Source organism: Salinicola avicenniae (assembly GCF_023736115.1).
GTDB classification, from domain to species: domain Bacteria; phylum Pseudomonadota; class Gammaproteobacteria; order Pseudomonadales; family Halomonadaceae; genus Salinicola; species Salinicola avicenniae.
Window position 1 is genome coordinate 539,561 of sequence record NZ_JAKQZC010000001.1, and the last position, 20,925, is coordinate 560,485.

Sequence of the window (20,925 nt, forward strand, 5' to 3'; positions counted from 1 at the left end):
CGAAAGGCCGCCTAGGGCGCGACCTATTCGATGGCCACTCGATCTAACCTGGTCACTCTCTCCTGCTAAGCCACACTACAAGGTTTGTCGGCCCGCGGCCTCCACGGGGGACGGCTTGGAGTCTTACCCTTCAACCCATGCGTTCGCCGATACCGTCTACGCTGAGGGTTTATGCCTTCACGCGCGATGATAACGACAACCCCTAGTGACCGAGGCTAGTCATGCAATGGACGATCAACGGCCAGATTCGACAGGCCGAGGTGGATTTCCGAACATCGCTGCTCGACTTGCTGCGCGAGCAGTTTCAACTCAGTGGTACCAAGAAGGGCTGTAACCAGGGCGCCTGCGGGGCCTGCACCGTGCTGCTCGACGGTCAGCGCATCAACGCGTGCCTGACGCTGGCCGTGCAGGTTCAGGGGCGCTCGATCACGACGATCGAGGGGCTGGCGAGCGGCGAGGCCCTGCACCCTGTTCAGGCTGCCTTCATCGAACATGACGGTTTCCAGTGCGGCTACTGTACGCCGGGGCAGATCTGCTCAGCGGTGGGGCTGGCCGGCGAGCTGGCGCGCGGCTGGCCGAGTGCCGTCACCGCCGATCTCGCCGCTGATGACATCGCATTCGATCGCCTCGAACTGCGTGAACGCCTGAGCGGCAATCTCTGCCGTTGCGGTGCCTACAACGGCATTGTCGATGCCGTGGCCGCGTCACTGGGCCAGGAGGCGGGCGCATGAGAGCGTTCGACTACCACCAGGCCGTGGGCAGCGAGCAGGCGATCGAGCGGGCCATGCGCCGCGAGCAGGCCCGTTATCTAGGCGGCGGCACCAACCTGGTCGACCTGATGCGCGAGACGATCGAGGGGCCGGCGATGCTGATCGATGTCAGCAATTTGGCTCGCGACATCGAGGAGAGCGAGTCGGGTGGTTTGTTCATCGGTGCGGGTGTCACCAATGCCGAACTGGCCGCCGATCCGCGCGTGCGGCGGCAATATCCGGGGCTGTCGCGCGCGATCCTGTGCGGCGCCAGCGCGCAGATCCGAAATCGAGCGACGGTTGCCGGTAACCTCCTCCAGCGCACCCGATGTGCCTATTTCTATGACATCGGCGCCCACTGTAACAAGCGCGAGCCGGGCAACGGCTGTGATGCCCAAGAGGGATTCCATCGTTATCACGCGATTCTTGGCACGTCGTCATCCTGCCTTGCCACCCATCCGTCGGATATGGCCGTGGCGATGGTCGCGCTCGAGGCCCGCGTGCATCTTCGTGGCCGGGACGGCGAGCGCGTGATCGCGCTGACCGAGTTATACCGTGAGCCCGGCGAGCGACCGGACCTCGAGACCGTGCTCACGGCCGAAGAGCTGATTGTCGCGGTCGAGCTGCCGCCGCTGCCGATGGCGGCGAGTAGCGAATACCGCAAGGTACGTGATCGCGCCAGCTACGCGTTCGCGCTGTTATCGGTGGCGTCGATGCTCGAGCTCGATGGCGCCACCATCAAGCAGGTGCGCCTGGCACTCGGCGGCGTGGGCACCCGACCGTGGCGTGCCTGGAAAGCGGAGGCGGCACTGCGTGGACGACCGGCAAACGCCGCAACGTTCGAAGCGGCCATCGATGCCGAACTGGCCGCGGCCCGACCGCAGTCAGACAATGCCTTCAAGGTGCAGCTGGCACGTCGCGTGGTGATTTCGGAACTGAATCAGCGCCTGGCGCAGGCCCGCCAGGGAGGGGAAGCCTCGTGAATCCGTTTACGCCATCCCACGATACACGTCACGAGGAGAAGCCTCCCGGGGCACTGGCCGGTGACTACTGGCGTCCGGACGGTTCTCCCGATCCGCTGGGCAGTGGATTGCATGCCGGGATCGGTGTGTCACTGGCAAGAGTCGACGGTCAGCGGAAAGTGACCGGTCAGGCGCCGTTCGCCGCGGAATTCCGCTTCGCTGACATGCTCTATGCGGCGCTGTCCTACAGCACCATCGCCAACGGGCGTATCGTCGACATCGATACGCGTGCGGCCGAGGCGATGGACGGCGTGGTGCTCGTCATGACCCACGAAAATGCGCCGCCGCTGCGCACACCTCCAGTGTTTCTCGGCTCGCCCCACGGTGCGGCGGGCGATGACTACCCGGTCATGCAGAGCGATCGCGTGCACTGGAACGGCCAGCCGGTAGCGCTGGTGCTGGCCGAGACGCAGGAGCAGGCGGATGCGGCGGCCGAGAGCCTGCTTGTCCGTTACGCGCGCGAGACGGCGATGACCGATTTCGAGATCGCGAAGTCGCAGGCGCGTGAGCCGGATAGTGTCCTCGGCGGGCCGGCGACGATCACGCGTGGCGACGCCGACGCTGCGTTTGAGACGGCGGCATATCGAATCGATGCGACCTACACCACGCCGCGCCACAATCACAATGCCATCGAGCCGCATGCGCTGACGCTTGCCTGGCATCATGACGGCAAGCGCGAGACCCTGCGAATCCACGATGCCTCGCAGTGTGTCGACCTGGCAGTGACATCGTTGGCGGACGTGTTCGGTCTCGACCCCGGACAGATTCACGTGACGTCGCCTTTCGTCGGTGGCGGCTTTGGCAGCAAGACGCTCTGGCAGCATCAGATCCTGGCGGCGGCAGCGGCGAAGCTGGCGGCGCGCCCGGTACGGCTGGCGCTCTCGCGCGAGGGTGTCTATCGCGTTGTCGGTGGGCGAGCCTGTACCGAACAGCGGGTGGCTTTGGGCGCCGACAGCAGCGGCAAACTGCAGGCGCTGGTCCATACCGGGGTGGCGGCGATGACACGCCACAATTACCTGCCGGAGCCCTTCGTCCAGGCCACCAAGTGTCTCTATGGGGTCGACAATCTCCGGCTCGCAGTGACGGTCGCCGACATGCATATGCTCGCCAACACGTTCATGCGCGCACCGGGAGAGGCGGTCGGTACCTTCGCGTTGGAAAGCGCGCTGGACGAGCTGGCCGAGCTGCTCGGTATGGACCCGCTGGCGCTGCGCGCGCGCAATGAGCCGGAGCGCGATCCGCTCAGCGGTCTGCCATTTTCGTCGCGGCATCTGCGGGAAGCGGCGAGCGCCGGCGCCGAGCGCTTCGGCTGGTCTTCTCGCCACGCAGCACCCGGCAGCCGACGCGAGGGCGAGTGGCAGATCGGCATGGGCTGCGCTACCGCGACCTACCCGTATCAGCGCATGCCCGGGGCGGCGGCGCGAATCACGCTCGATGCCGAGGGCGCGACGGTCGAAGTCGCCGCGCACGAGATGGGCATGGGCACGGCGACGGTACAGACGCAGGTCGCTGCCGCGCGCCTGGGCCTGCCTGTGGAGACGATCCGCTTTCGCTATGGGGACTCCTCGCTGGCGGGGGCGGTGCTCGCCGGTGGCTCGCAGCAGACCGCCGCCATCGGTGGGGCGGTAATTGCCGCGCAGCGGGCGCTGGTCGACGCGCTGCTGGCGAGGCTCGAGGACGACTCTCCGCTGGCTGGGCTCTCCGCCGATGACATCGAATGTCGTGATGCCGGACTGGGGGCCATTGGCAATGCCGTGCGTTTCGTGAGCTACCGCGAACTGCTCGAGCAGGCCGGAAAGCGCGAGATCTCGGTCGAGGCGAAGGCCGCCGACTCGGAGGAGAAGTCGCACTGGTCGATGCACTCCTTCGGTACGATCTTCTGCGAAGTCGGCGTGAGCGAGGTCAGCGGCGAGGTGCGCGTGCGCCGATTGCTGGGCTCGTTCGACTGCGGGCGAATACTCAATGCCAAGACGGCCGCGAGCCAGTTCCGCGGCGGCATGATTATGGGGCTCGGCCTCGCGCTGATGGAGGAGACCTGGTTCGACGCGCGCAGCGGTCGGATCATGAATCCGAGCCTGGCCGATTATCATGTGCCGGTGCAGATGGACGTGCCCGATATCGACGTCATGTGGACGGACATTCCCGATCCGCACACGCCGATGGGGGCCCGCGGGATCGGCGAGATTGGCATCACCGGCGTCGGTGCGGCGGTCGCCAACGCGGTCTACAACGCCTGCGGCAAGCGAGTACGCGATTTGCCGATCACGCTCGATAAGCTGCTGTAGCGCAGCTTCGCGGCAGGAAACGAGCCGGCCCGGCATCTTGCGGGCCGGCTTTTTGGTGTCGAGTTCAGTTCCGCCGTCAGGCGGTTTCACGCATGATGTCGAGGCACGGGCAGCGACCGATCAAACGTGAAAGGAGACCGGACATGGTCAGGGCGGGGATGAAGCGGGCGGGATGTGTGGCCAGTATGGCGCTGGTGTTGGCCGGCACGACGAGCGGGGCGATGGCGCAGCAGGCGCCGACGAGCCCGAAAGACGCGCTGGAAACCGTCATCTTGCCGCTGATGGACGAACAGCAGATACCCGGCATGGCGATTGCCCTCATCCAACCCGGCGGCATGCTGATCGCCAACTACGGCCTTGCCGATCGAGAAGCGGGTACGCCGGTCGACAACGAGACCTTGTTCGAGATCGGGTCGCTGAGCAAGCCATTTACCGCCACGCTCGCCGCGCTGGCTGTCGAGGAAGGTCGGTTTGATCTTGACGCGCCGGTGAGCGATTACCTGCCTGCGCTCGAGGGGAGCGCCTTCGACGGCATTACCGGCGCGAACCTCGCGACGCACACCGGGGGCGGCTTGCCACTGTTCGTGCCGGACGCGGTGACAGATCGCGCCTCGCTGATGGCGTGGTATCGCGACTGGCAGCCGAGCCAGCCGGTTGGCGAGAGCCGTACCTACTCCAACTTGGGCATTGGCCTGCTGGGGCTGGCCGCCGCTGCCAGCCTTGAAAGCGACTTCGTGCCGGCCATGCGTCACCGCCTCTTTGCCCCGCTGGGGCTCGATCACTCCTGGTATGACGTGCCCGACTCGCGGCACGCTGTCTATGCCATGGGCGAGAGCCAGACGGGAGAGGCGGTTCGTGTTTCGCCGGGGATACTCGATGACGAGGCCTACGGCCTCAAGACCACGGCGGCGGATCTGGCGAGACTGGTGCAGGCGAATCTGGGGCTGCTGGCGCTGGACGACGAGCTGCAGCGGGCGATCGATGCCACGCGAGCGGGCTACTATCAGGTGGGCGCCATGACTCAGGATCTGATCTGGGAGCAGTACCCTTTGCCGGTATCACTTGACGCGCTGCTGGCCGGCAACGGCTACGACATGATTCTCGAGCCCAACACGGCCGAGGCGATAGCGCCGCCGCAAGCGCCGCGTGATGACGTCTGGATCAACAAGACGGGCTCCACCAACGGCTTCGGCGCCTATGTGGTGATGCTGCCAGGCGAGCGGACCGGGCTCGTCATGCTCGCCAATCGCAACTATCCCAACGAGGCCCGGGTGAGGGCGGCGTATCGTATTCTCGAAGGGCTCGGCACCCTCCCCACCTCGTAGCAGGCGCTGCAGGGCGTCGCATTGTCGCCGGGCGTTGTCGTGCAGCCGCTTTTCGCCGAGAGCGTCGAGGCGCGGCTGTCGGCAAGCCATGGCTCAGGCAAAGCCGATGCCTTGGCTGTTGACGAAAAGGGCGTAAAGCGAGTGGCTGCTCGCCATGAAGAGGCGGTTGCCTAGGGCCCCGCCGAAGCAGACATTAGCGCAGCGTTCGGGGAGGTGAATGTGTCCGATTGCCTGTCCGGAAGGGTTGAAGATCCGCACGCCATCGAGAGTCGCTGGGTCGCCATCAGGCGTGCCGCTGCTACCCCATCCCGCCCAGATATTGCCATGGATGTCGACGGCAAAGCCGTCCAGTGCGCCAAAATTCTGCGCCTCAACAAGCTTGGTTTTCTGGCTTAGCTGGCCATTTTCGTGAGTAAATTGCCATAGGATACGGTTGGGTTTAGTGCGGCCTTCGACCAGGAAAAACCGACTACCGTCGGCGGAAAAGGCCAGACCGTTGGGGCCGGCGATATCATCGAGTACCTGCTCGATTTCACCGCTGTCGGCATCGATGCGATAGAGCGCGGCTGGCAGTTCCTGCTCGACGATGCGGCCTTCGTAATTGTTGCCGAGCTGAAAAGGTGGGTCAGTAAACCAGATGTCGCCGTTGCTGGCGCAGACCACGTCGTTGGGTGAATTGAACGGTTTTCCCTGATATTGATCGGCCAGTACGGTGATCTGGCCGTTGTATTCGGTACGTGTCACTCGTCGGCCGATGGACCCCTCGCAGGTGATCAGCCGGCCTTGGTTGTCGCGAGTGTTGCCATTGGCATAGTTGGACGGTGACCGAAACGTGGACGCATGGCCGGTTGTTTCGTCCCAGCGAATCAATCGGTTGTTGGCAATATCGCTGGCGATAAGGTAGCGGCCATCGCCAAACCAGACCGGACCCTCCAGCCATCGGAATCCGGTGGCCAAGCGCTCAACACTGGCATTGAACAGCCGGTAGTCGAGAAAACTCGGATCGAGGACTTCAACGGCGGGGTCGGGGTATCGCAAAGAGGGCTCCCATGCGGCACGGGCCGGCAGCACGGCCATCGTGGCGAAGGCCGCACCCGCCGTTATCAGACCTCTTCGCATGGTGTCGACAGGAATTTTCGGGGATGAAGTAGGATCATTCATGCGTGTTGTTCTCTATGTCATACAAAGTCTCTCGAACTCTAATTCACGAGGGAGAACGCAGAAATAACGCAAAAGTCGTACAACATCCGGAAAGCGCATTGGCTCGATGCGATTTTGCGAGATCAGTTTGGCTTCGTGGCTGCCGCGATGACACGCGCGGCCGACGGCAATACCCTCGGTCGGCCCCACCCGGTGGCTCTGTCAGACTGGTCTGTCATCTGGTCAACCAAGGCCTGGCGTGTCCCCACGGCATCGCTCGATGAGACTTAGCTGTTGACGTCGACCACCAGCCGACCGCGGACCTCTCCCTTCAATAGCGCTGCGGCCTGCTCGAGCGTCTCGCTCAGGCGAGTATCGCGGGCGATCTCCTGTAGCAGGTCTGGCTCGATATCCTCCGCCAGGCGGGCCCAGGCGCGGTCGCGCTCCACGGCGGGGCGGGTAACGCTGTTGATGCCGAGCAGGCTGATGCCTCGCAGAATGAACGGCGCCACGCTGGCGGGGAGGTCCATTCCCTGAGCGAGCCCGCAGGCGGTCACCAGGCCATCTGGCAGTGTCTGCGCGCAGGCGTTGGCCAGCGTATGGCTGCCGACGGAGTCGACGGTGGCGGCCCAGCGTGCCTTCGCCAGTGGCTTTCCCGGGGTCGACAGGGTTTGTCGGTCGATGATCTCGGCGGCGCCAAGGCGCGTCAGGAAGGCGGACTCCTGCGGTCGGCCGGTGGCAGCGACAACCCGGTAGCCCTGGCGCGCAAGCAAGGCAATCGCGAAGCTGCCCACGCCGCCGTTGGCGCCGGTCACCAGGACGTCGCCGTGGTTCGGTGTCAGGCCGTGGCGCTCGAGCGCCAGTACGCTCAGCATGGCCGTGTAGCCGGCGGTGCCAATGGCCATTGCCTGATGGCTATCCAGCGCGTCCGGCAGACGCGTCAGCCAATCACCGCTGACCGAGGCGCGCTGAGCCAGCCCGCCCCAGTGGGTCTCGCCGATGCCCCAGCCATTCAGGACCACGCGGTCGCCTGCGACCCAATCGGGATGCTCGCTGTGTTCGACCACACCCGCGAGATCGATCCCGGGCACCAGTGGGAATTGGCGAACCACGGCGCCGTTGCCGGTGATGGCCAGAGCATCCTTGTAGTTCAGCGTGCTCCATTCGACGCGTACCCGGACATCGCCCGCCGGCAGGCTATCCTCTGACAGGGAGGTCAGCGAGGCATGGCACCGGTCATCGACCTGTTCCAGTAAGATGGCATTGAACACGGCAATCTCCCTAGCGCGCGGCAGAAGCGGGCATCACTGCCCGTCAAGGCGCCGACATCGTCTGTCGACCGCCATCGCTGACGATAGGAAAAGCGCTCGGCGAATGCCATGCGCCCTTTGTGGCACGCGCATGCGGCGGGAACAACGGCCGTGCGTGCCCATTCGATGGGTGGCAAGGCGAGGGCACGCGCGCCTTCGAACGCCGGCGGCCCGCACTGGGAGTGCCGGTGCGGGCCGTCGAGCGTGTCACGGACGCATCGGATCAGCCGTCGCTGGTTGCCGGCTCCGATTGCGATGCCGGCGTTGTGGTCAAGTCCGGCTCGGTGAGCTCCAGGAGTTCGCGGGACATGGTGCGCACGTCGTAGAGCAGCTGCGGATTATCGGCGAGCGCCTGGCCGTAGGAGGGAATCATCGTTTTCAGCGTGGCCTGCCACTCGGGGCTGGCTACCTGATCCGGGAAGACACGCTCCAGCAGCTTGAGCATGATCGACGGCGCCGTCGAGGCGCCCGGCGAGGCGCCGAGCAGTGCCGCGATGGAGCCCTCGGCGCCGGTCACCAGTTCGGTGCCGAACTGCAGCGTACCGCCCTTGCCCTCGACGTCCTTGATCGTCTGCACGCGCTGGCCGGCGGTCCAGAGTTTCCAGTCTTCCTGCTTCGCTTCCGGATAGTAGTTCTGCAGTTCCTTGAACTGTCCGCTCTCGGACATGCGAAGCTGGCTGATCAGGTAGCGGACCAGATCCAGATTGTTGAGCCCGACCTTGGTCATCGGCCACAGGTTGTTGGGCGTGACCGAGCGCACTAGGTCCGTCCAGGAGCCGTTCTTGAGGAACTTGCTGGAGAAGGTCGCGAACGGCCCGAACATGATCGCCGGGGTACCGTCGAGAATGCGCTTGTCGATATGCGGCACCGACATCGGCGGCGAACCCGCGGGCGCCAGGCCATAGACCTTGGCGTCGTGCTTGGCGACCACTTCCGGATTGGTGGTATAGAGGAACTGACCGCCCACCGGGAAGCCGCCGTACATGCGGGCTTCCGGAATGCCGGATTTCTGCAGCAGCGGCAGCGCCGCGCCGCCGGCGCCGATGAACACGAAGCGGGCATTGACGCTGCGTTCGTTGCCGCCGTCGCTGGTGTTCGCCACCGTGACCTTCCAGCTGCCGTCGGCGTTGCGCTTGAGGTCGCGGACCTGGGTGTTGACCGACAGGTGGAAGTTGTCGCGCCGGGCCAGCGATTTCATCATCTGGCGGGTGATCTCGCCGAAGTTGACCTCGGTGCCGATAGGCATGCGGGTCGCGGCGACCGGTTCAGCGGCATCGCGCCCGGTCATCACCAGCGGGATCCACTTCGAGATCTGCTCGGGATCCTCGGAGTACTCCATGCCCGCGTAGAGCGGATTCTCGTGCATCGCCTCGAAGCGCTTGTTCAGAAACGAGACGCGCTCGCCGCTCCAGACGAAGCTGAGATGGGGCACGGTGTTGATGAAGGACCGCGGATTGGCCAGTACGCCTTCGCGGACCTGGCTGGCCCAGAACTGGCGCGACACCTCGAACTGCTCGGTGATGTTGATGGCGCGCTGGATATCGACGCTGCCGTCCGGCTGCGGCGAGGTGTAGTTCATCTCGGCGAAGGCGGCGTGGCCGGTGCCGGCATTGTTCCAGACGTTGGAGCTCTCCTCGGCGGCCTTGTCGAGGCGTTCAAAGAGGTGAATGGTCCAGTCCGGCTGGAGTGCCTGCAGCAAGGTTCCCAGCGTGGCACTCATGGTGCCGCCGCCGATCAGAACCACATCGACGTTGGGGGTATCGTCGGAACTCGCGCCAGCGGAGGAGGTATCGATACTGGCGCTCAGGATAGAAGCGTGACGCAGTTTCATGGGGGCTCTCTGTCTGATGGACAGGCGCGAATGCGAATACGCGATTAGTTTAATGAGGTCGCCACGCTATTGCCATGGTCCCGCAACGGCGAAAGCCGCTGGTAGTTGCGGGGTTTTCGTTTTTTATTTGTTAAAAACAATTAGTTATCGCCAAATGGCGATTTTTTACAGCCTCGAAAGGAAACGACCCCGTGCCGCCGGAAGGCGGTACGGGGTCGTGATCGGGCGTCGCGGTACCGAGCGTCAGACGTCGGTGGTTGCCTCACCGGCGGGCGCGCCTTCCGGGGCGATCGCTTCCTCGGAGGGGGCTTCACCCTCTTCGGCTTCCGCCTCGGCCGCCTGTTCGAAGGTGGTCGGCGCGTCGCCATTGGTCAGTCCGAGATCGTCCGCCGTGCGCTGGCGCAGTTCGCGCAGCAGTGCCGGATTGTCCGCCAGCTGCTGGCCATAGGAAGGAATGATCTCACGCAGCTTGTCCTGCCAGGCCGCGCTGGCCACCTGCTGCGGGAAGACGCGATCCAGCAGGCGCAGCATGATCGGCGGGGCGGTGGAGGCGCCGGGAGACGCCCCCAGCAGCGCCGACATGGAACCGTCCTCGGATGTGACGACTTCGGTGCCGAACTGGAGCACGCCGCCTTTATCCGGATCGTTCTTGATGATCTGCACGCGCTGACCGGCGGTCCACAGCTCCCAGTCGTCCGGATCGGCTTCCGGATAGAACGCCTGCAGGGCGTCGAAGCGATCTTCGTCGGACTGCATCACCTGGCCGACCAGGTACTGCACCAGATTGAAGTTGTCCATGCCGACTTCCATCATCGGCCAGGTGTTGCTGAAGGTCATCGAGTCCAGCAGATCGGTCCAGGAGCCGTTCTTGAGGAATTTGCTCGAGAAGGTCGCGAACGGGCCGAAGAAGAGTGCCGGTTGGCCGTCGAGCATGCGCGCATCCAGGTGCGGTACGGACATCGGCGGCGAGCCTTCGGCGGCCAGGCCGTAGGCTTTCACCTGATGGCGAGCGACCACGTCCGGGTTGGTGGTGTAGAGGAACTGGCCGCCCACCGGGAAGCCGGCATACTGTTCGGCCTCGGGAATGCCGGAAGCCTGCAGGAGCGGCAGCGCGGCACCGCCTGCGCCGATGAAGACGTAGCGAGCATCGACGGAGGATTCGCCGCCGTTGGCCAGATCGGCCACGGTGACTTTCCAGGTGCCGTCATCGTTGCGCTCCAGGTCGCGCACTTCACTGTTGAGGGACAGGGTGAAGTGGTCGTCGTCGGCCAGCGAGCCAACCAGCTGACGGGTAATCTCGCCGTAGTTGACCTCGGTACCGATCGGCATGCGAGTCGCGGCGATAGGACCGTCGTTTTCCGCTCCCTCCATGGCCAGTGGCAGCCACTCGCGGATCGTTTCGCGATCTTCCGAGTACTCCATCTGGTCGTAGAACGGGTGCTGATGCATGGTGGAATAGCGCTCGCGGAGGAAGTTCACGTGATCCTCGCCCCACACGATGCTCATGTGTGGCGTGCTGGTGATGAAAGAGGCCGGATCGTGCAGGACGCCCTGTTCGATCTGGTGCGACCAGAACTGGCGCGAGATCTCGAAGTCCTCGGTCACGCCGATGGCACGGTCAATGGCGACGCTGCCGTCTTCGCGCTGCGGCGTATAGTTCATCTCGCAGAAGGCGGAGTGGCCGGAGCCGGCGTTGTTCCAGGCATTGGAGCTCTCCGCGGCGACTTCGCCGAGCCGTTCGAACAGCGTGATGTTCCAGTCCGGCTGCAGCTCCTGCAGGTAGGTGCCGAGCGTGGCGCTCATGGTGCCGCCGCCAATCAGCACGACGTCGACGGGCGCATCCGACGCCCAAGCCGGCGTGACACTGGTCGCAAGACCCAGTCCCAGCGCAATACCCCTTAAATGTTTCATGAAAACCCCTTGAGTGTGAATCGTGACGCGAGTCGATCCCGATGCGAACGCTGACGAATTGCTGTCGCATATATGGTTGTTATTGGCTGGCGGCAATGGACGAGCGATGCGGCATGGCGCAACGCGTTATCGGCGCCGAATAACGTCGCTGTAGCGGTGACGGCGATGAAGCTGACTGGCAGACCCTCAGGCCATTCAACACGTTGGGCATGCGCTGTGGTGGCACGCCATCGCGGTCTTATCCCGAAAAGGCGGCAGCGATTCTAGGGAGCGCCAGGGGTGCTGTAAATTGTCGCAGGCCAGGCCGCTCAGGGGTTTGATTTTATAAGTTTAATAATGGATCGATGATCGTCAGCTTTAATCAGAAAAAGCGGAGAAGCATGGCGATTTCGACAGATCGCGCGCGTCTTTTTCGATAGTAAATAAACTAAAAAATCATTTATTCAATGATCAAATATCGGCCTCGTGCAAGCAGAAAGCGCTCGGCGACAGCCTGTGACCTTCTCGTTCATGGCGTGCTTGACGGCCGACGAATTGTTTAGCAAGCTAACAAGGCGTTGCGGCAATGTGTCGCAGGAGTGTGCGTTGCAGGAAAGTGCGTCGCAGGAAGGTGTCTCGCAAGGAAGGGGGCGCAGGAAGGAAGTGCGTCGTAACGGCGAGTGGCCCATGAGCCACTGTCATCTTTTTCGTCACCGCAGGAGGGAGTATGAAAATCTTCAACCGGTTGTTATCGATGCTGGCGACGGTCGTCGTCTCTGCCGTACTGCCGTTTTCTCTGGCTGCGGAAAGCGAGGCAAGCCAGGCGGTGAGCCATCACAGCGAGGCGGCCAACGAAGCGGGTCTAGCGGCGCCTCAAGATGACGAAACGCGTTCGGCAGACTCGACCCACTGAACGCGCCTGCCACGGCACGCAGGGTGCCGGCGGTGCCGGTTTGGCTAAAGTCGGCTGGTTGCAGGGCCAAGCCCGGGGGAGCATGGGGCAACGCCATCAACGACCGGAGTGCCTGTCATGCCTGTTTATGCCTATTGGGATCATGTGCCTCGTCTACCCGACAAGAATCGCTATTGGGTCGCCCCCGGCGCGCATGTCATCGGCCAGGTCGAACTGGGAGAGGATGTGGGTATCTGGTTCAACGTGGTGATCCGCGGCGACAATGACCGCATCGTGATCGGCGCGGGCAGCAATATTCAGGAAAGCGTCATGCTGCACACCGATCCGGGGTTCGAGCTTCGTATCGGACGCGGCTGCACCATCGGTCACCATGCCATCCTCCATGGCTGTACGTTGGGGGACAATACGCTCGTCGGCATGGGCGCGACCGTACTCAACGGGGCACAGGTCGGCAATAACTGCCTGATCGGTGCCAGCGCCTTGGTCACCGAGGGCAAGTACTTCCCCGACAATTCGCTGATCGTGGGCTCGCCGGCCAAGGCGATTCGCACACTCGACACGGCAGCAGTGGAAGGCCTCAAGACCGCCGCAACGCACTACGTCGAGCGCTGGAAATCGTTCGCCACCGGATTGCGCTGCCTTGAGGCCTGAACGAGTTGATCAGGCACCGCCCCGCCTGCAAGGCGTGTGCTGGCGTTGACGACTCGAATGCCCCCCGGCAGGCCGACTCACCAGTCTGGCCCGCCCTCATCAAGTCTGATCGTTTCCAGGAGGGCCCATGTTGCCCGATTACACCACCGATGAGCCCGACCTCGAAACGCTGCGTGCGCGGTCGGGTTGGACCGTCATCGAGTTTGGCGCTCCCTGGTGCCCCTGGTGTCAGGCCGCCCGTCCTCTGATCGAGGCGGTTCTCGATGAGAGACCGGACCTTGTCGTCTTTCGTATCGAGGACGGCAAGGGGCGTCCGCTGGGTCGAGCATTCGGCGTCAAGCTGTGGCCGACGTTCGTCTTTCTGCGTGATGGCGAGGAGATCGCGCGTTGCGTGAGACCGGAATCGACCCAGTGCCTCCGAGAGGCGCTGCCGCCGGGCCTTGGCGGCCATGCTGTGGATGGGTGACTGCCTAGTTCATAGCGAAATCGGCGCAAATGCCTTACAAATCGATACATAAACAAGCCGATTACTTGATCTGCATAAAGCTTATTCATACCCAACGGGCGTAAGGTGGGCGTACAGCGTCAGGGAGACGCCGTGCCAAGGAAGGAGTCGCGGGAAGCGACCGCCACAAGGACGCATGGCAGGAAGCCATGGCTAGTAGGCAAGGAACCGCAGCGCTATCGACCCGGCCCCCGTGGCCGGGTTTTTTGTGTCTATCGTATGGGCTCGTACCGCCGTTGTTCGCGCCGTGTGGTGCCTGTTCCACTCTTGTCTTGTGGCGAATGAGAGACGGCGTGACGGCGTAGCCCTGCTCACATGTCGGTGGCGATGGTCATGCCGAGCCGCACGGCTGACGACCTCTCGACGAGACGCTGGTCTGAGAGGGCCTCGTGGTCGATAGTGAGGGAAACGGCCATGGTTGACGCCGGTCCGGGCTTGAACAGTGGTCGGAAGAGGAGATGCGTGATGAAAGATACCGCTAGCAGGCTGCGAGCGTTATTGACCGGGTTTTGCCTGGTACTGGTAGCTGCCGTGACAACGGCACACGCGCAGGGCGTGGAGAGTGACTCGCGGGCTGGTTCGACGGCGTCGGAGTCATCGTCTCGGCCTACCCAGGTCACCCGCCCTACCGATACGAAGGCGTCGGCGTCCCCTCGCGACGAGAACTCGATGACCCGCTACCAGGACCGACAAGCCGAGCAGGCAGAGCGATCCCGCAGGCTCGGCAGAGATGGCGCCGACCATCAGGGGGCGGCTCGGCAGGAGCGCCGCGATCCTTGAGCCTTCACTGGCAAGCGGCGCCGGGCCACCGCATGCGGTGGCAGGGCCTTACCGCTTTCAGGTGGGCGCCAGCGTCAGCAGTTCGCGCTCCAGGCTGAAGACGTGGGCGTCGCCGAATCCCAGTTCCCGTAGCGCCGCCGCCAGATTGAGCAGATAGTCGCGATTGGGGCCGCTGGGGCCATGCGAATCGGCGATCTGACGGGCAATATCTCGCTCTGCCGCCGGTCCGAGGTAGGCTTCGTTGTCTTCGCCGGCGAGATAGACCACACCCTCTCGGGCCGTCCCGTCATCGAAGCGCATCTCGGTGACGACGCGCAGATAGCCGTTCTTTTCGCGATGGTCGAGCTGTGCGAATAGAGCCGGCGAGATGCGATAGGCCATGCCGTGACAGGTCGCCCCTTCCTCGGGTACCAGCGTGACCACCCGCCCAGGAGCGTCCGGCGTGCCACGATGATCGTGGGACCCCTGCCAGAAACGTCTCGTCCAGCCGCGAATCGAGGCCGGGCGACGCTCGAGATAGTCGAAGTCCGCTTTCCAGATCAGTGAACCGTAGCCGAATAACCAGACCGACTCATGGCCATCGAAGTGAGTCATCCGGCGATTGTGCGCGGTGGTGTCGAGTGACATGAGAACCCGTAGCCGTGGGTGAAGCAGGCAATATGCGGGGCGGGTTGGCGTTTCTCAAGCCTGGCCATCAGGCCCGGTACCCTACCAGTGCCGTTGCGGATCGTTTAGCCACTGGCTGACCGGGCCGATGCCGTCGGCACACCAAGGCTCGCTCAGGCGAGTGATGAAGAAGTCGGTCTTGCTACCGAAGGCGCGCGTCAGGCGCGAACGCAGAAACTCGATCGGGTTGGTCGACTCGATCAACCAGGCCGTGCTGAAAAGGCGCGTCGTCTCGAAGCGATCGAGCATGGTTTCCAGCCGGTGTCGGTCCATCCGCCCCAGCGGTCTGTCGAAAGTCAGGCAGTAAATGCCCATGACGCACTCCTTGCTGTCGATTGCTCGCTACCGATTGACCGTTCTGCCGTTCAGCCTAGGAGGTTCTCGCGTAACTGTCTTTAGCATCGGTCAATGCTTGGCGGCGTCCCCGGTATCGCAGTGGTCACGGGGCAGGATCAAGTTGAGCACGATGGAGGCCAGGGCGCCCGGGATCAGGCCGGACTCGAGCAGCACGCCGATCTGTTGAGGCGCATTCTCGTAAAGTCCGCTCTGAGCCGGCAGGCCGATCGCCAACGCCAGCGAGACGCCGACGATCAGCATGTTGCGTTTGTTGAACGCCGCGTGAGAGAGCATTTTCACGCCAGCGCTGGCAATCATTCCGAACATGATGATCACGGCGCCGCCCAGCACCGCTGCGGGGATCGCCGAGACGATCGCGCCGAGTTTGGGCACGAGACCGGCCAGCACCAGGAAGGCGCCGCCGATCGCGACCACGAAGCGGCTGGCGACGCCGGTCAGCGCCACCAGGCCGACGTTCTGGCTGAAGCTGATCTGCGGAAAGGCGCCGAACAGGGCGGCGAAGCTGCTGGATAGGCCGTCGGCCATGACGCCGCCGGAGAGTTCGCGCGGTGTCGCCTCGCGCTCGGCGCCGCCGATCGCCGTGCCGGAGATATCGCCGATCGATTCGGCGCACGTCACCACGGCCATCAGCGCGATCGCGAGAATTGCTACCGGGTCGAAGGCGAGGCCGACCTGGAAAGGTATCGGCAACTGGAACCAGCGGGCATCGCCGACCTTGGCAAAGTCGAGCAGGCCCATCGGCGCCGCGACTACGCAACCGACCAGAATGCCGATCAGCACCGCCGCTTCGGAGAGAAACCCGCGACAGAACTGGTGAAAGGCCACGGTCACGACGAATACCAGTGCGGCCAGCAGCAGGTGATGGGGCGCCCCGAAGTCCGAGGCGCCGACGCCACCGCCGACATAGGCGAAGCCAACCGGCAGCAGCAGAATGCCGATCAGCAGCACGAAGGTGCCCGAGACCACCGGCGGGAAGAAGACGCTCAGGCGTTTGTAGAAGAGCCCGACCACGGCCATCGCCAACCCGCCGACCAGCGCACCCCCGAAGACCGCGGGCAAGCCTTGGCTGGCCGCGATGGGGATCATCACCGGCACGAAGCCGAAGCTGGTGCCCATGACGATCGGCAGGCGAGCCCCGAGCGGCCCGACGCCGAGTGTCTGTACCAGCGTCGCCACGCCGGCAACGAACATCGCCATTTGCACCAGAAACATCGTATCGGCGCCGGAGAGCCCGGCCGCGCCGGCGATGATCAGCGGTACGGCGGCATTGCTGACAAACATGGCCAGCACGTGTTGTATACCGAGAGGAATGGCTTTCCGCAGCGGCGGAAGATAGTCGACGTCACGTAGCCTGGCGTCGGTTTTTTCTGCCGTGAACGGCTGTTTTCGGGGCGTCGCCGTGTCGACAACCGGGGATCTCGAGGCGGCTTCCTGGCTCATGATGGGCTCCGGGCGCGTTATTGTTGTGTCGCGTTAGGGCTACTGTAGAGATTTTTTGTGTACAAAAAAACCGATAGACACTCGCGATGCTCGACAACGCTCATGGCGGATCCGGCCACCAGCGCGATAGCGCCTCGTCGGCGCGTCGTTTGATGTCTTCATCGAGGTAGACCGAGACGGCCACCAGTGCCGCGGCCAGCACGCTGGCATCGTCGGTATAGCCGACGCCTGCGATGAAGTCCGGAATCGCGTCGAGCGGGGAGATAAAGTAGCCCAGTGCACCGACGATCGTGGATTTGGCCCACACCGGCACGTCGGGACGCTTGAGCACGAAATAGAGTTCGAGCGCCTTGCGCGCACCTTCTCGTCCGGTTTGCCTGCCGACGCGTGTCAGCTTGTGCCAGAAGCGTTTATCGCTGTAGGCCGCGCGGTGCGGTGCAGTGTCGAACGCACCCGACGACCGGGCTTCGGTGACGCGAACTCGATCGTCGTCGGTGCAATCCGCCGTATGGCGTGGCTCGTCGATAGGGTGGGATGGCTCTTGCCGGTCAATGGCATCGCCGGCGGTGCGGTTGCGCCGGAAGAGGCGAGGGACGCGTGGGGTGGCGGGCATGGCCGGGCTCCGTCTTGGACCGTCTTTCCAGTCTAGTCAGCGTGACGACGACGGCACAACGGCGCCCGGCAGGGACGGAATCAGTCCTTCACGCCGCCGTCGAAGTCGATCTCGAGGCTGAGGGCCGCGTTGAGTGGCAGATTGTTCACGCTGAGCGCGTGCTCGGTCATCTTGCGAATCAGCGTTTCGTACTCGTCGCCACCGCGCTCCTTGATCGCCTTGACCTGATTTTCCGACAGGTTTTCGCTACCCAGATAGTTCTTGGCCGTCTTGCGCAGTGCATTGCCCGCCTCGCCGCCGGTGAGAGTGTGAAACTCATCGGCGTCCATGCCGTCGTTATGGACCAGGATTTCCATGTCGAACACTCCTTGTGATGTGACGTTGTGGCACTCAAAACCTAGTCGTCCCCAGCGCTTCGCTCAAATGCTGTCGATGAAAATTTGATGCATCATGATTTGACGCCGCCTGGAAAGCGGAGTAACGAATGACAGTTGGCGGCATGGCCGCACTCACGTGTCTTGGCGACGTCATGCCATGGCGACGATGATAGCGACGATGTCGAAGCCTCTCGTTTCAGGCAATACGCTCCTTAGGTAACTCGATCCTCAAGTAACTCGCTCTTCAGGTAACAACAAGGACAATCGCATGACCCCGGCAACGACCGACCTGACTCCGATCCGTACCGCCGTCGACGGCAAACGTCTGTGGCAAAGTCTGATGGCGCTGGCCGTTATCGGCGCCACGCCCAAAGGCGGCAACAATCGCCAGGCGCTGACCGAACTCGACCGCGAAGGGCGCGATCTGCTGACGCGCTGGTGTGAAGCCGAAGGGCTGACGGTGCGCTTTGATGCCATCGGCAACCTGTTCGCCCGACGCGCCGGTCGTCAGCCCGACGCCGACCCGGTGGCGATCGGCAGCCATATCGATACCCAGCCCACCGGTGGCAAGTTCGATGGCTGTTTCGGCGTGTTGGCCGCGCTCGAGGTGATCCGCACGCTCAACGCCCAGGATATCGAGACCGAACGGCCGATCGAACTGGTCTCCTGGACCAACGAGGAGGGCTGCCGGTTCGCCCCCTGCATGATGGGCTCCGGTGTCTTTACGGGACAACTCTCGCTCGAGGCAGCCCGCGCGCGTGCCGATGTCGACGGCATCACCGCCGGCGAGGCGCTGGATGCCATCGGCTATGCCGGCCGTGATGCCGATTGTCCGCGACGTTTCGCCGGCTACCTCGAAGCCCATATCGAGCAGGGGCCGATCCTCGAGGATGAAGGCAAGACCATTGGCGTGGTGACCGGTGCCTTGGGGCTCAAGTGGTTCGACGTGACGCTGACCGGCATGGACGCGCATGCCGGACCGACACCGATGCATCTGCGTCGAGACGCGCTGCTTGGCGCCACGCGGGTGGTCGAGGCGGTCAACCGCATCGCCACCGCGCAGGCCCCCGACGGACGCGGTACCGTCGGCGCCTTCCAGGTCTCGCCCAACTCGCGCAACGTGATTCCCGGACAGGTCACGCTGAGCGTCGATTTCCGCCATAGCGACGACAAGACGCTGGCCGCGATCGTTGACGAGTTTCGCCGTACGCTCGATGGCATCGCCGCCGAGACCGGTCTCGGGATCGAGATCACGCCTACCGCCGACTACCCGCCCCAGCATTTCGACCGCGCCTGCATCGACGCCGTGCGCCGCGGCACCGAGGCGCATGCGTATGCCCATCGAGAGATCGTCAGCGGCGCTGGACACGATGCCGTATTCGTCGCTGACGTGGCACCGACGGCGATGATCTTCATCCCTTGCGAGAACGGTATCAGTCACAACGAGAGCGAGTACGCTACGCCCACGGACGTGACCGCCGGTGCCAACGTGCTGCTGCACGCCACGCTCGAGTTGGCCGGTCAGACGGCTAAAGTCACGGCGGCGGAGACTGATGCATGAGTCATAACATCGATACGCCAGCAACCGCGCTGCACGCGCTGCACGCGCTGACCGCGCAGGAAGCGTTGGAAGGCTTTGCCAGCGGCGCATTCTCTCCGGTCGAGCTGACCGCCGACTGCCTGTCGCGGATCGAGCGCTTCAATCCGGTGGTCAACGCCTTCTGCCATGTCGATGCCGACGGCGCGATGGCCGCAGCGCGCGAAGCCGAAGCGCGCTGGCAGCGTGGGGCACCGAAGGGGCCGCTCGACGGTGTTCCGGCGACGATCAAGGACCTGACGCTGACGGTCGGCATGCCGACCCGCAAGGGCTCGACGACAACGGCTGAACTGACCATGGCGACCGGCCCGTGGGAGATCGATGCGCCCTTTACCGCGATGATGCGCGAGGCGGGCGCCGTGCTGCTGGGCAAGACCACCACGCCGGAGTTCGGCTGGAAGGGCGTCACCGACAATCCGCTCTACGGCATCACCCGCAACCCCTGGAACCCCGAGCTGACCGCCGGTGGTTCCTCCGGTGGTGCTGGGGCGGCGGCCGCGCTCAATCTGGGGCTTCTGCATCAGGGCAGCGATGCCGGCGGCTCGATCCGCATTCCGTGCGGCTTTACCGGGACCTTTGGCCTCAAGCCGACCTTCGGCTTCATTCCGCAGTGGCCGGCCAGCGCGATGACTACGCTCTCGCACCTGGGGCCGATGACGCGCAACGCCGCCGACAGCGCGCTGATGCTGTCGGTCATCGCGCAGCCGGATCCGCGCGATGGCTACGCGGGGCCGGCATGCTCGCTCGACTGGCTGGCAGCACCGCCGGCCGATCTCACGGGCATGCGCATCGCCTACAGCCGGGATCTCGGCTATGTATCGGTGGCACCGGATATCCTGCGGGCAGTCGATGCGGCAGTGGCGCATCTGCGCGCGCTGGGTGCCGAGGTCATCGAGTGTGACCCGGGCTTCGACTCGCCCCAGCAGACCTTCGACACCCTCTGGCACGCCGGCGCCTCGCGGCTGCTGGATGGCCTCGACGACGCGCAGATCGAGGCGCTCGATCCGGGTCTCCGGCGGATCGCCGAGCACGGTAAGACGCTCTCGCTCACCGACTACCTGATCGCCCGCGAGCAGCGTGCGGCGCTGGTGGCACGGATGGCCGAATTCCACCGCGAATTCGATCTGCTCGTCACACCGACGCTGCCGTTGGCGCCCTTTGCCGCCGGCCACGAGACTCCCCCCGGCAGCGGCTACGTCGATTGGGTCGACTGGACGCCGTTCAGCTATCCGTTCAACCTCACCCAGCAGCCCGCCGCCTCGTTGCCCTGCGGCCTCGATGACGCTGGCTTGCCTGTTGGTCTGCATCTGGTCGGCCCGCGCTACCGCGACGACCGCGTGATGGCCGTGGCCCAACTGCTCGAAGCGCAACTGCCGAGGCTAGTACCGCCGATGGCCGCGACGTGATCCGGCGCGGGCCCGCCCCGAGCGGTGTACGAGGCCCGAACGCCGTCCGCGGGAAGACATCCGCATGA

18 protein-coding genes are annotated in these 20,925 nt (G+C 64.2%); 9 read left to right on the forward strand and 9 right to left on the reverse strand.

Annotated features, from left to right (window positions below; genetic code table 11):
- The first annotated feature begins 221 nt into the window (after positions 1-221).
- The 4 genes from MC381_RS02455 to ampC all read left to right on the forward strand — a co-directional run bounded on the left by MC381_RS02455 (position 222) and on the right by ampC (position 5,381).
- Positions 222-731: a 2Fe-2S iron-sulfur cluster-binding protein gene (locus tag MC381_RS02455; RefSeq protein WP_251976131.1), complete on the forward strand. Its 510-nt coding sequence runs from the start codon at positions 222-224 to the stop codon at positions 729-731.
- The gene (locus MC381_RS02460) at positions 728-1,732 is read left to right on the forward strand and encodes an FAD binding domain-containing protein (protein WP_251976132.1); all 1,005 of its coding nucleotides are present in this window, start codon (positions 728-730) and stop codon (positions 1,730-1,732) included. Before MC381_RS02455 ends, MC381_RS02460 begins: the two co-directional genes overlap by 4 nt.
- Positions 1,729-4,056: a xanthine dehydrogenase family protein molybdopterin-binding subunit gene (locus tag MC381_RS02465; RefSeq protein ID WP_251976133.1), complete on the forward strand. Its 2,328-nt coding sequence runs from the start codon at positions 1,729-1,731 to the stop codon at positions 4,054-4,056. The genes MC381_RS02460 and MC381_RS02465 overlap by 4 nt, the downstream gene beginning before the upstream one ends.
- Positions 4,057-4,199: 143 nt before the next feature.
- On the forward strand, positions 4,200-5,381 hold the full coding sequence (ampC, locus tag MC381_RS02470) for a class C beta-lactamase (RefSeq protein ID WP_251976134.1): 1,182 nt from the start codon (positions 4,200-4,202) through the stop codon (positions 5,379-5,381).
- A 93-nt stretch (positions 5,382-5,474) separates the two neighbouring features.
- Here ampC and MC381_RS02475 read toward each other — a convergent pair whose 3' ends face one another.
- From MC381_RS02475 to mqo (MC381_RS02490), 4 genes are all read right to left on the reverse strand, one after another.
- A complete protein-coding gene (locus MC381_RS02475) occupies positions 5,475-6,542 on the reverse strand; it encodes an SMP-30/gluconolactonase/LRE family protein (protein ID WP_251976135.1) in 1,068 nt (355 codons plus the stop codon).
- A gap of 266 nt (positions 6,543-6,808) precedes the next feature.
- The gene (acuI, locus tag MC381_RS02480) at positions 6,809-7,792 is read right to left on the reverse strand and encodes an acrylyl-CoA reductase (NADPH) (RefSeq protein ID WP_251976136.1); all 984 of its coding nucleotides are present in this window, start codon (positions 7,790-7,792) and stop codon (positions 6,809-6,811) included.
- 262 nt (positions 7,793-8,054) lie between these two features.
- Positions 8,055-9,662, reverse strand: a complete 1,608-nt coding sequence (gene mqo, locus MC381_RS02485) for a malate dehydrogenase (quinone) (protein WP_251976137.1) — start codon at positions 9,660-9,662, stop codon at positions 8,055-8,057.
- A 243-nt stretch (positions 9,663-9,905) separates the two neighbouring features.
- Positions 9,906-11,573 carry a malate dehydrogenase (quinone) gene (gene mqo / locus MC381_RS02490; RefSeq protein ID WP_251976138.1) on the reverse strand — a complete coding sequence of 556 codons (1,668 nt, stop codon included), beginning with the start codon at positions 11,571-11,573 and terminating at the stop codon, positions 9,906-9,908.
- A gap of 706 nt (positions 11,574-12,279) precedes the next feature.
- Between mqo (MC381_RS02490) and MC381_RS02495 the strand changes: the two genes are divergently transcribed.
- From MC381_RS02495 to MC381_RS02505, 3 genes are all read left to right on the forward strand, one after another.
- Positions 12,280-12,465, forward strand: coding sequence for a hypothetical protein (locus tag MC381_RS02495; protein ID WP_251976139.1), 186 nt, complete (start codon positions 12,280-12,282; stop codon positions 12,463-12,465).
- A 117-nt stretch (positions 12,466-12,582) separates the two neighbouring features.
- Positions 12,583-13,116, forward strand: coding sequence for a gamma carbonic anhydrase family protein (locus MC381_RS02500; RefSeq protein ID WP_251976140.1), 534 nt, complete (start codon positions 12,583-12,585; stop codon positions 13,114-13,116).
- Between the two features lie 127 nt (positions 13,117-13,243).
- Complete coding sequence (locus MC381_RS02505; protein WP_251976141.1) at positions 13,244-13,582, forward strand: thioredoxin family protein; 339 nt, start codon at positions 13,244-13,246, stop codon at positions 13,580-13,582.
- A gap of 876 nt (positions 13,583-14,458) precedes the next feature.
- On the opposite strand, the gene MC381_RS02510 is transcribed toward MC381_RS02505, so the two are convergent.
- From MC381_RS02510 to MC381_RS02530, 5 genes are all read right to left on the reverse strand, one after another.
- Entirely contained in the window at positions 14,459-15,028 is a 570-nt protein-coding gene (locus MC381_RS02510) for a gamma-glutamylcyclotransferase (RefSeq protein WP_251976142.1), read from the reverse strand.
- An 81-nt stretch (positions 15,029-15,109) separates the two neighbouring features.
- The gene (locus MC381_RS02515; RefSeq protein ID WP_251976143.1) at positions 15,110-15,382 is read right to left on the reverse strand and encodes a hypothetical protein; all 273 of its coding nucleotides are present in this window, start codon (positions 15,380-15,382) and stop codon (positions 15,110-15,112) included.
- Between the two features lie 90 nt (positions 15,383-15,472).
- Positions 15,473-16,864 (reverse strand): uracil-xanthine permease family protein, encoded by a 1,392-nt coding sequence (locus tag MC381_RS02520; protein WP_251976144.1) that lies wholly within the window; start codon positions 16,862-16,864, stop codon positions 15,473-15,475.
- Positions 16,865-16,964: 100 nt separating this feature from the next.
- Positions 16,965-17,477 (reverse strand): YkvA family protein, encoded by a 513-nt coding sequence (locus MC381_RS02525; RefSeq protein ID WP_251976145.1) that lies wholly within the window; start codon positions 17,475-17,477, stop codon positions 16,965-16,967.
- 80 nt (positions 17,478-17,557) lie between these two features.
- Positions 17,558-17,833, reverse strand: coding sequence for a hypothetical protein (locus MC381_RS02530; RefSeq protein ID WP_251976146.1), 276 nt, complete (start codon positions 17,831-17,833; stop codon positions 17,558-17,560).
- A 289-nt stretch (positions 17,834-18,122) separates the two neighbouring features.
- Here MC381_RS02530 and MC381_RS02535 point away from each other — a divergent pair, with 289 nt between their 5' ends.
- Positions 18,123-19,415 carry a Zn-dependent hydrolase gene (locus MC381_RS02535; protein ID WP_251976147.1) on the forward strand — a complete coding sequence of 431 codons (1,293 nt, stop codon included), beginning with the start codon at positions 18,123-18,125 and terminating at the stop codon, positions 19,413-19,415.
- Positions 19,412-20,857, forward strand: a complete 1,446-nt coding sequence (locus MC381_RS02540; RefSeq protein ID WP_251976148.1) for an amidase — start codon at positions 19,412-19,414, stop codon at positions 20,855-20,857. The genes MC381_RS02535 and MC381_RS02540 overlap by 4 nt, the downstream gene beginning before the upstream one ends.
- Positions 20,858-20,925 lie beyond the last annotated feature (68 nt).

Bases quoted from the DNA above. Each gene is read 5' to 3' on its own strand.
- MC381_RS02505 (WP_251976141.1), top strand. From the start codon at position 13,244: ATGTTGCCCGATTACACCACCGATGAGCCCGACCTCGAAACGCTGCGT.
- mqo (WP_251976137.1), bottom strand. From the start codon at position 9,662: ATGAAACTGCGTCACGCTTCTATCCTGAGCGCCAGTATCGATACCTCC.
- MC381_RS02500 (WP_251976140.1), top strand. From the start codon at position 12,583: ATGCCTGTTTATGCCTATTGGGATCATGTGCCTCGTCTACCCGACAAG.
- MC381_RS02515 (WP_251976143.1), bottom strand. From the start codon at position 15,382: ATGGGCATTTACTGCCTGACTTTCGACAGACCGCTGGGGCGGATGGAC.
- MC381_RS02510 (WP_251976142.1), bottom strand. From the start codon at position 15,028: ATGTCACTCGACACCACCGCGCACAATCGCCGGATGACTCACTTCGAT.
- MC381_RS02540 (WP_251976148.1), top strand. From the start codon at position 19,412: ATGAGTCATAACATCGATACGCCAGCAACCGCGCTGCACGCGCTGCAC.
- MC381_RS02460 (WP_251976132.1), top strand. From the start codon at position 728: ATGAGAGCGTTCGACTACCACCAGGCCGTGGGCAGCGAGCAGGCGATC.
- MC381_RS02455 (WP_251976131.1), top strand. From the start codon at position 222: ATGCAATGGACGATCAACGGCCAGATTCGACAGGCCGAGGTGGATTTC.
- MC381_RS02520 (WP_251976144.1), bottom strand. From the start codon at position 16,864: ATGAGCCAGGAAGCCGCCTCGAGATCCCCGGTTGTCGACACGGCGACG.
- MC381_RS02525 (WP_251976145.1), bottom strand. From the start codon at position 17,477: ATGCCCGCCACCCCACGCGTCCCTCGCCTCTTCCGGCGCAACCGCACC.
- MC381_RS02530 (WP_251976146.1), bottom strand. From the start codon at position 17,833: ATGGAAATCCTGGTCCATAACGACGGCATGGACGCCGATGAGTTTCAC.
- MC381_RS02475 (WP_251976135.1), bottom strand. From the start codon at position 6,542: ATGAATGATCCTACTTCATCCCCGAAAATTCCTGTCGACACCATGCGA.
- ampC (WP_251976134.1), top strand. From the start codon at position 4,200: ATGGTCAGGGCGGGGATGAAGCGGGCGGGATGTGTGGCCAGTATGGCG.
- MC381_RS02495 (WP_251976139.1), top strand. From the start codon at position 12,280: ATGAAAATCTTCAACCGGTTGTTATCGATGCTGGCGACGGTCGTCGTC.
- MC381_RS02535 (WP_251976147.1), top strand. From the start codon at position 18,123: ATGACCCCGGCAACGACCGACCTGACTCCGATCCGTACCGCCGTCGAC.
- mqo (WP_251976138.1), bottom strand. From the start codon at position 11,573: ATGAAACATTTAAGGGGTATTGCGCTGGGACTGGGTCTTGCGACCAGT.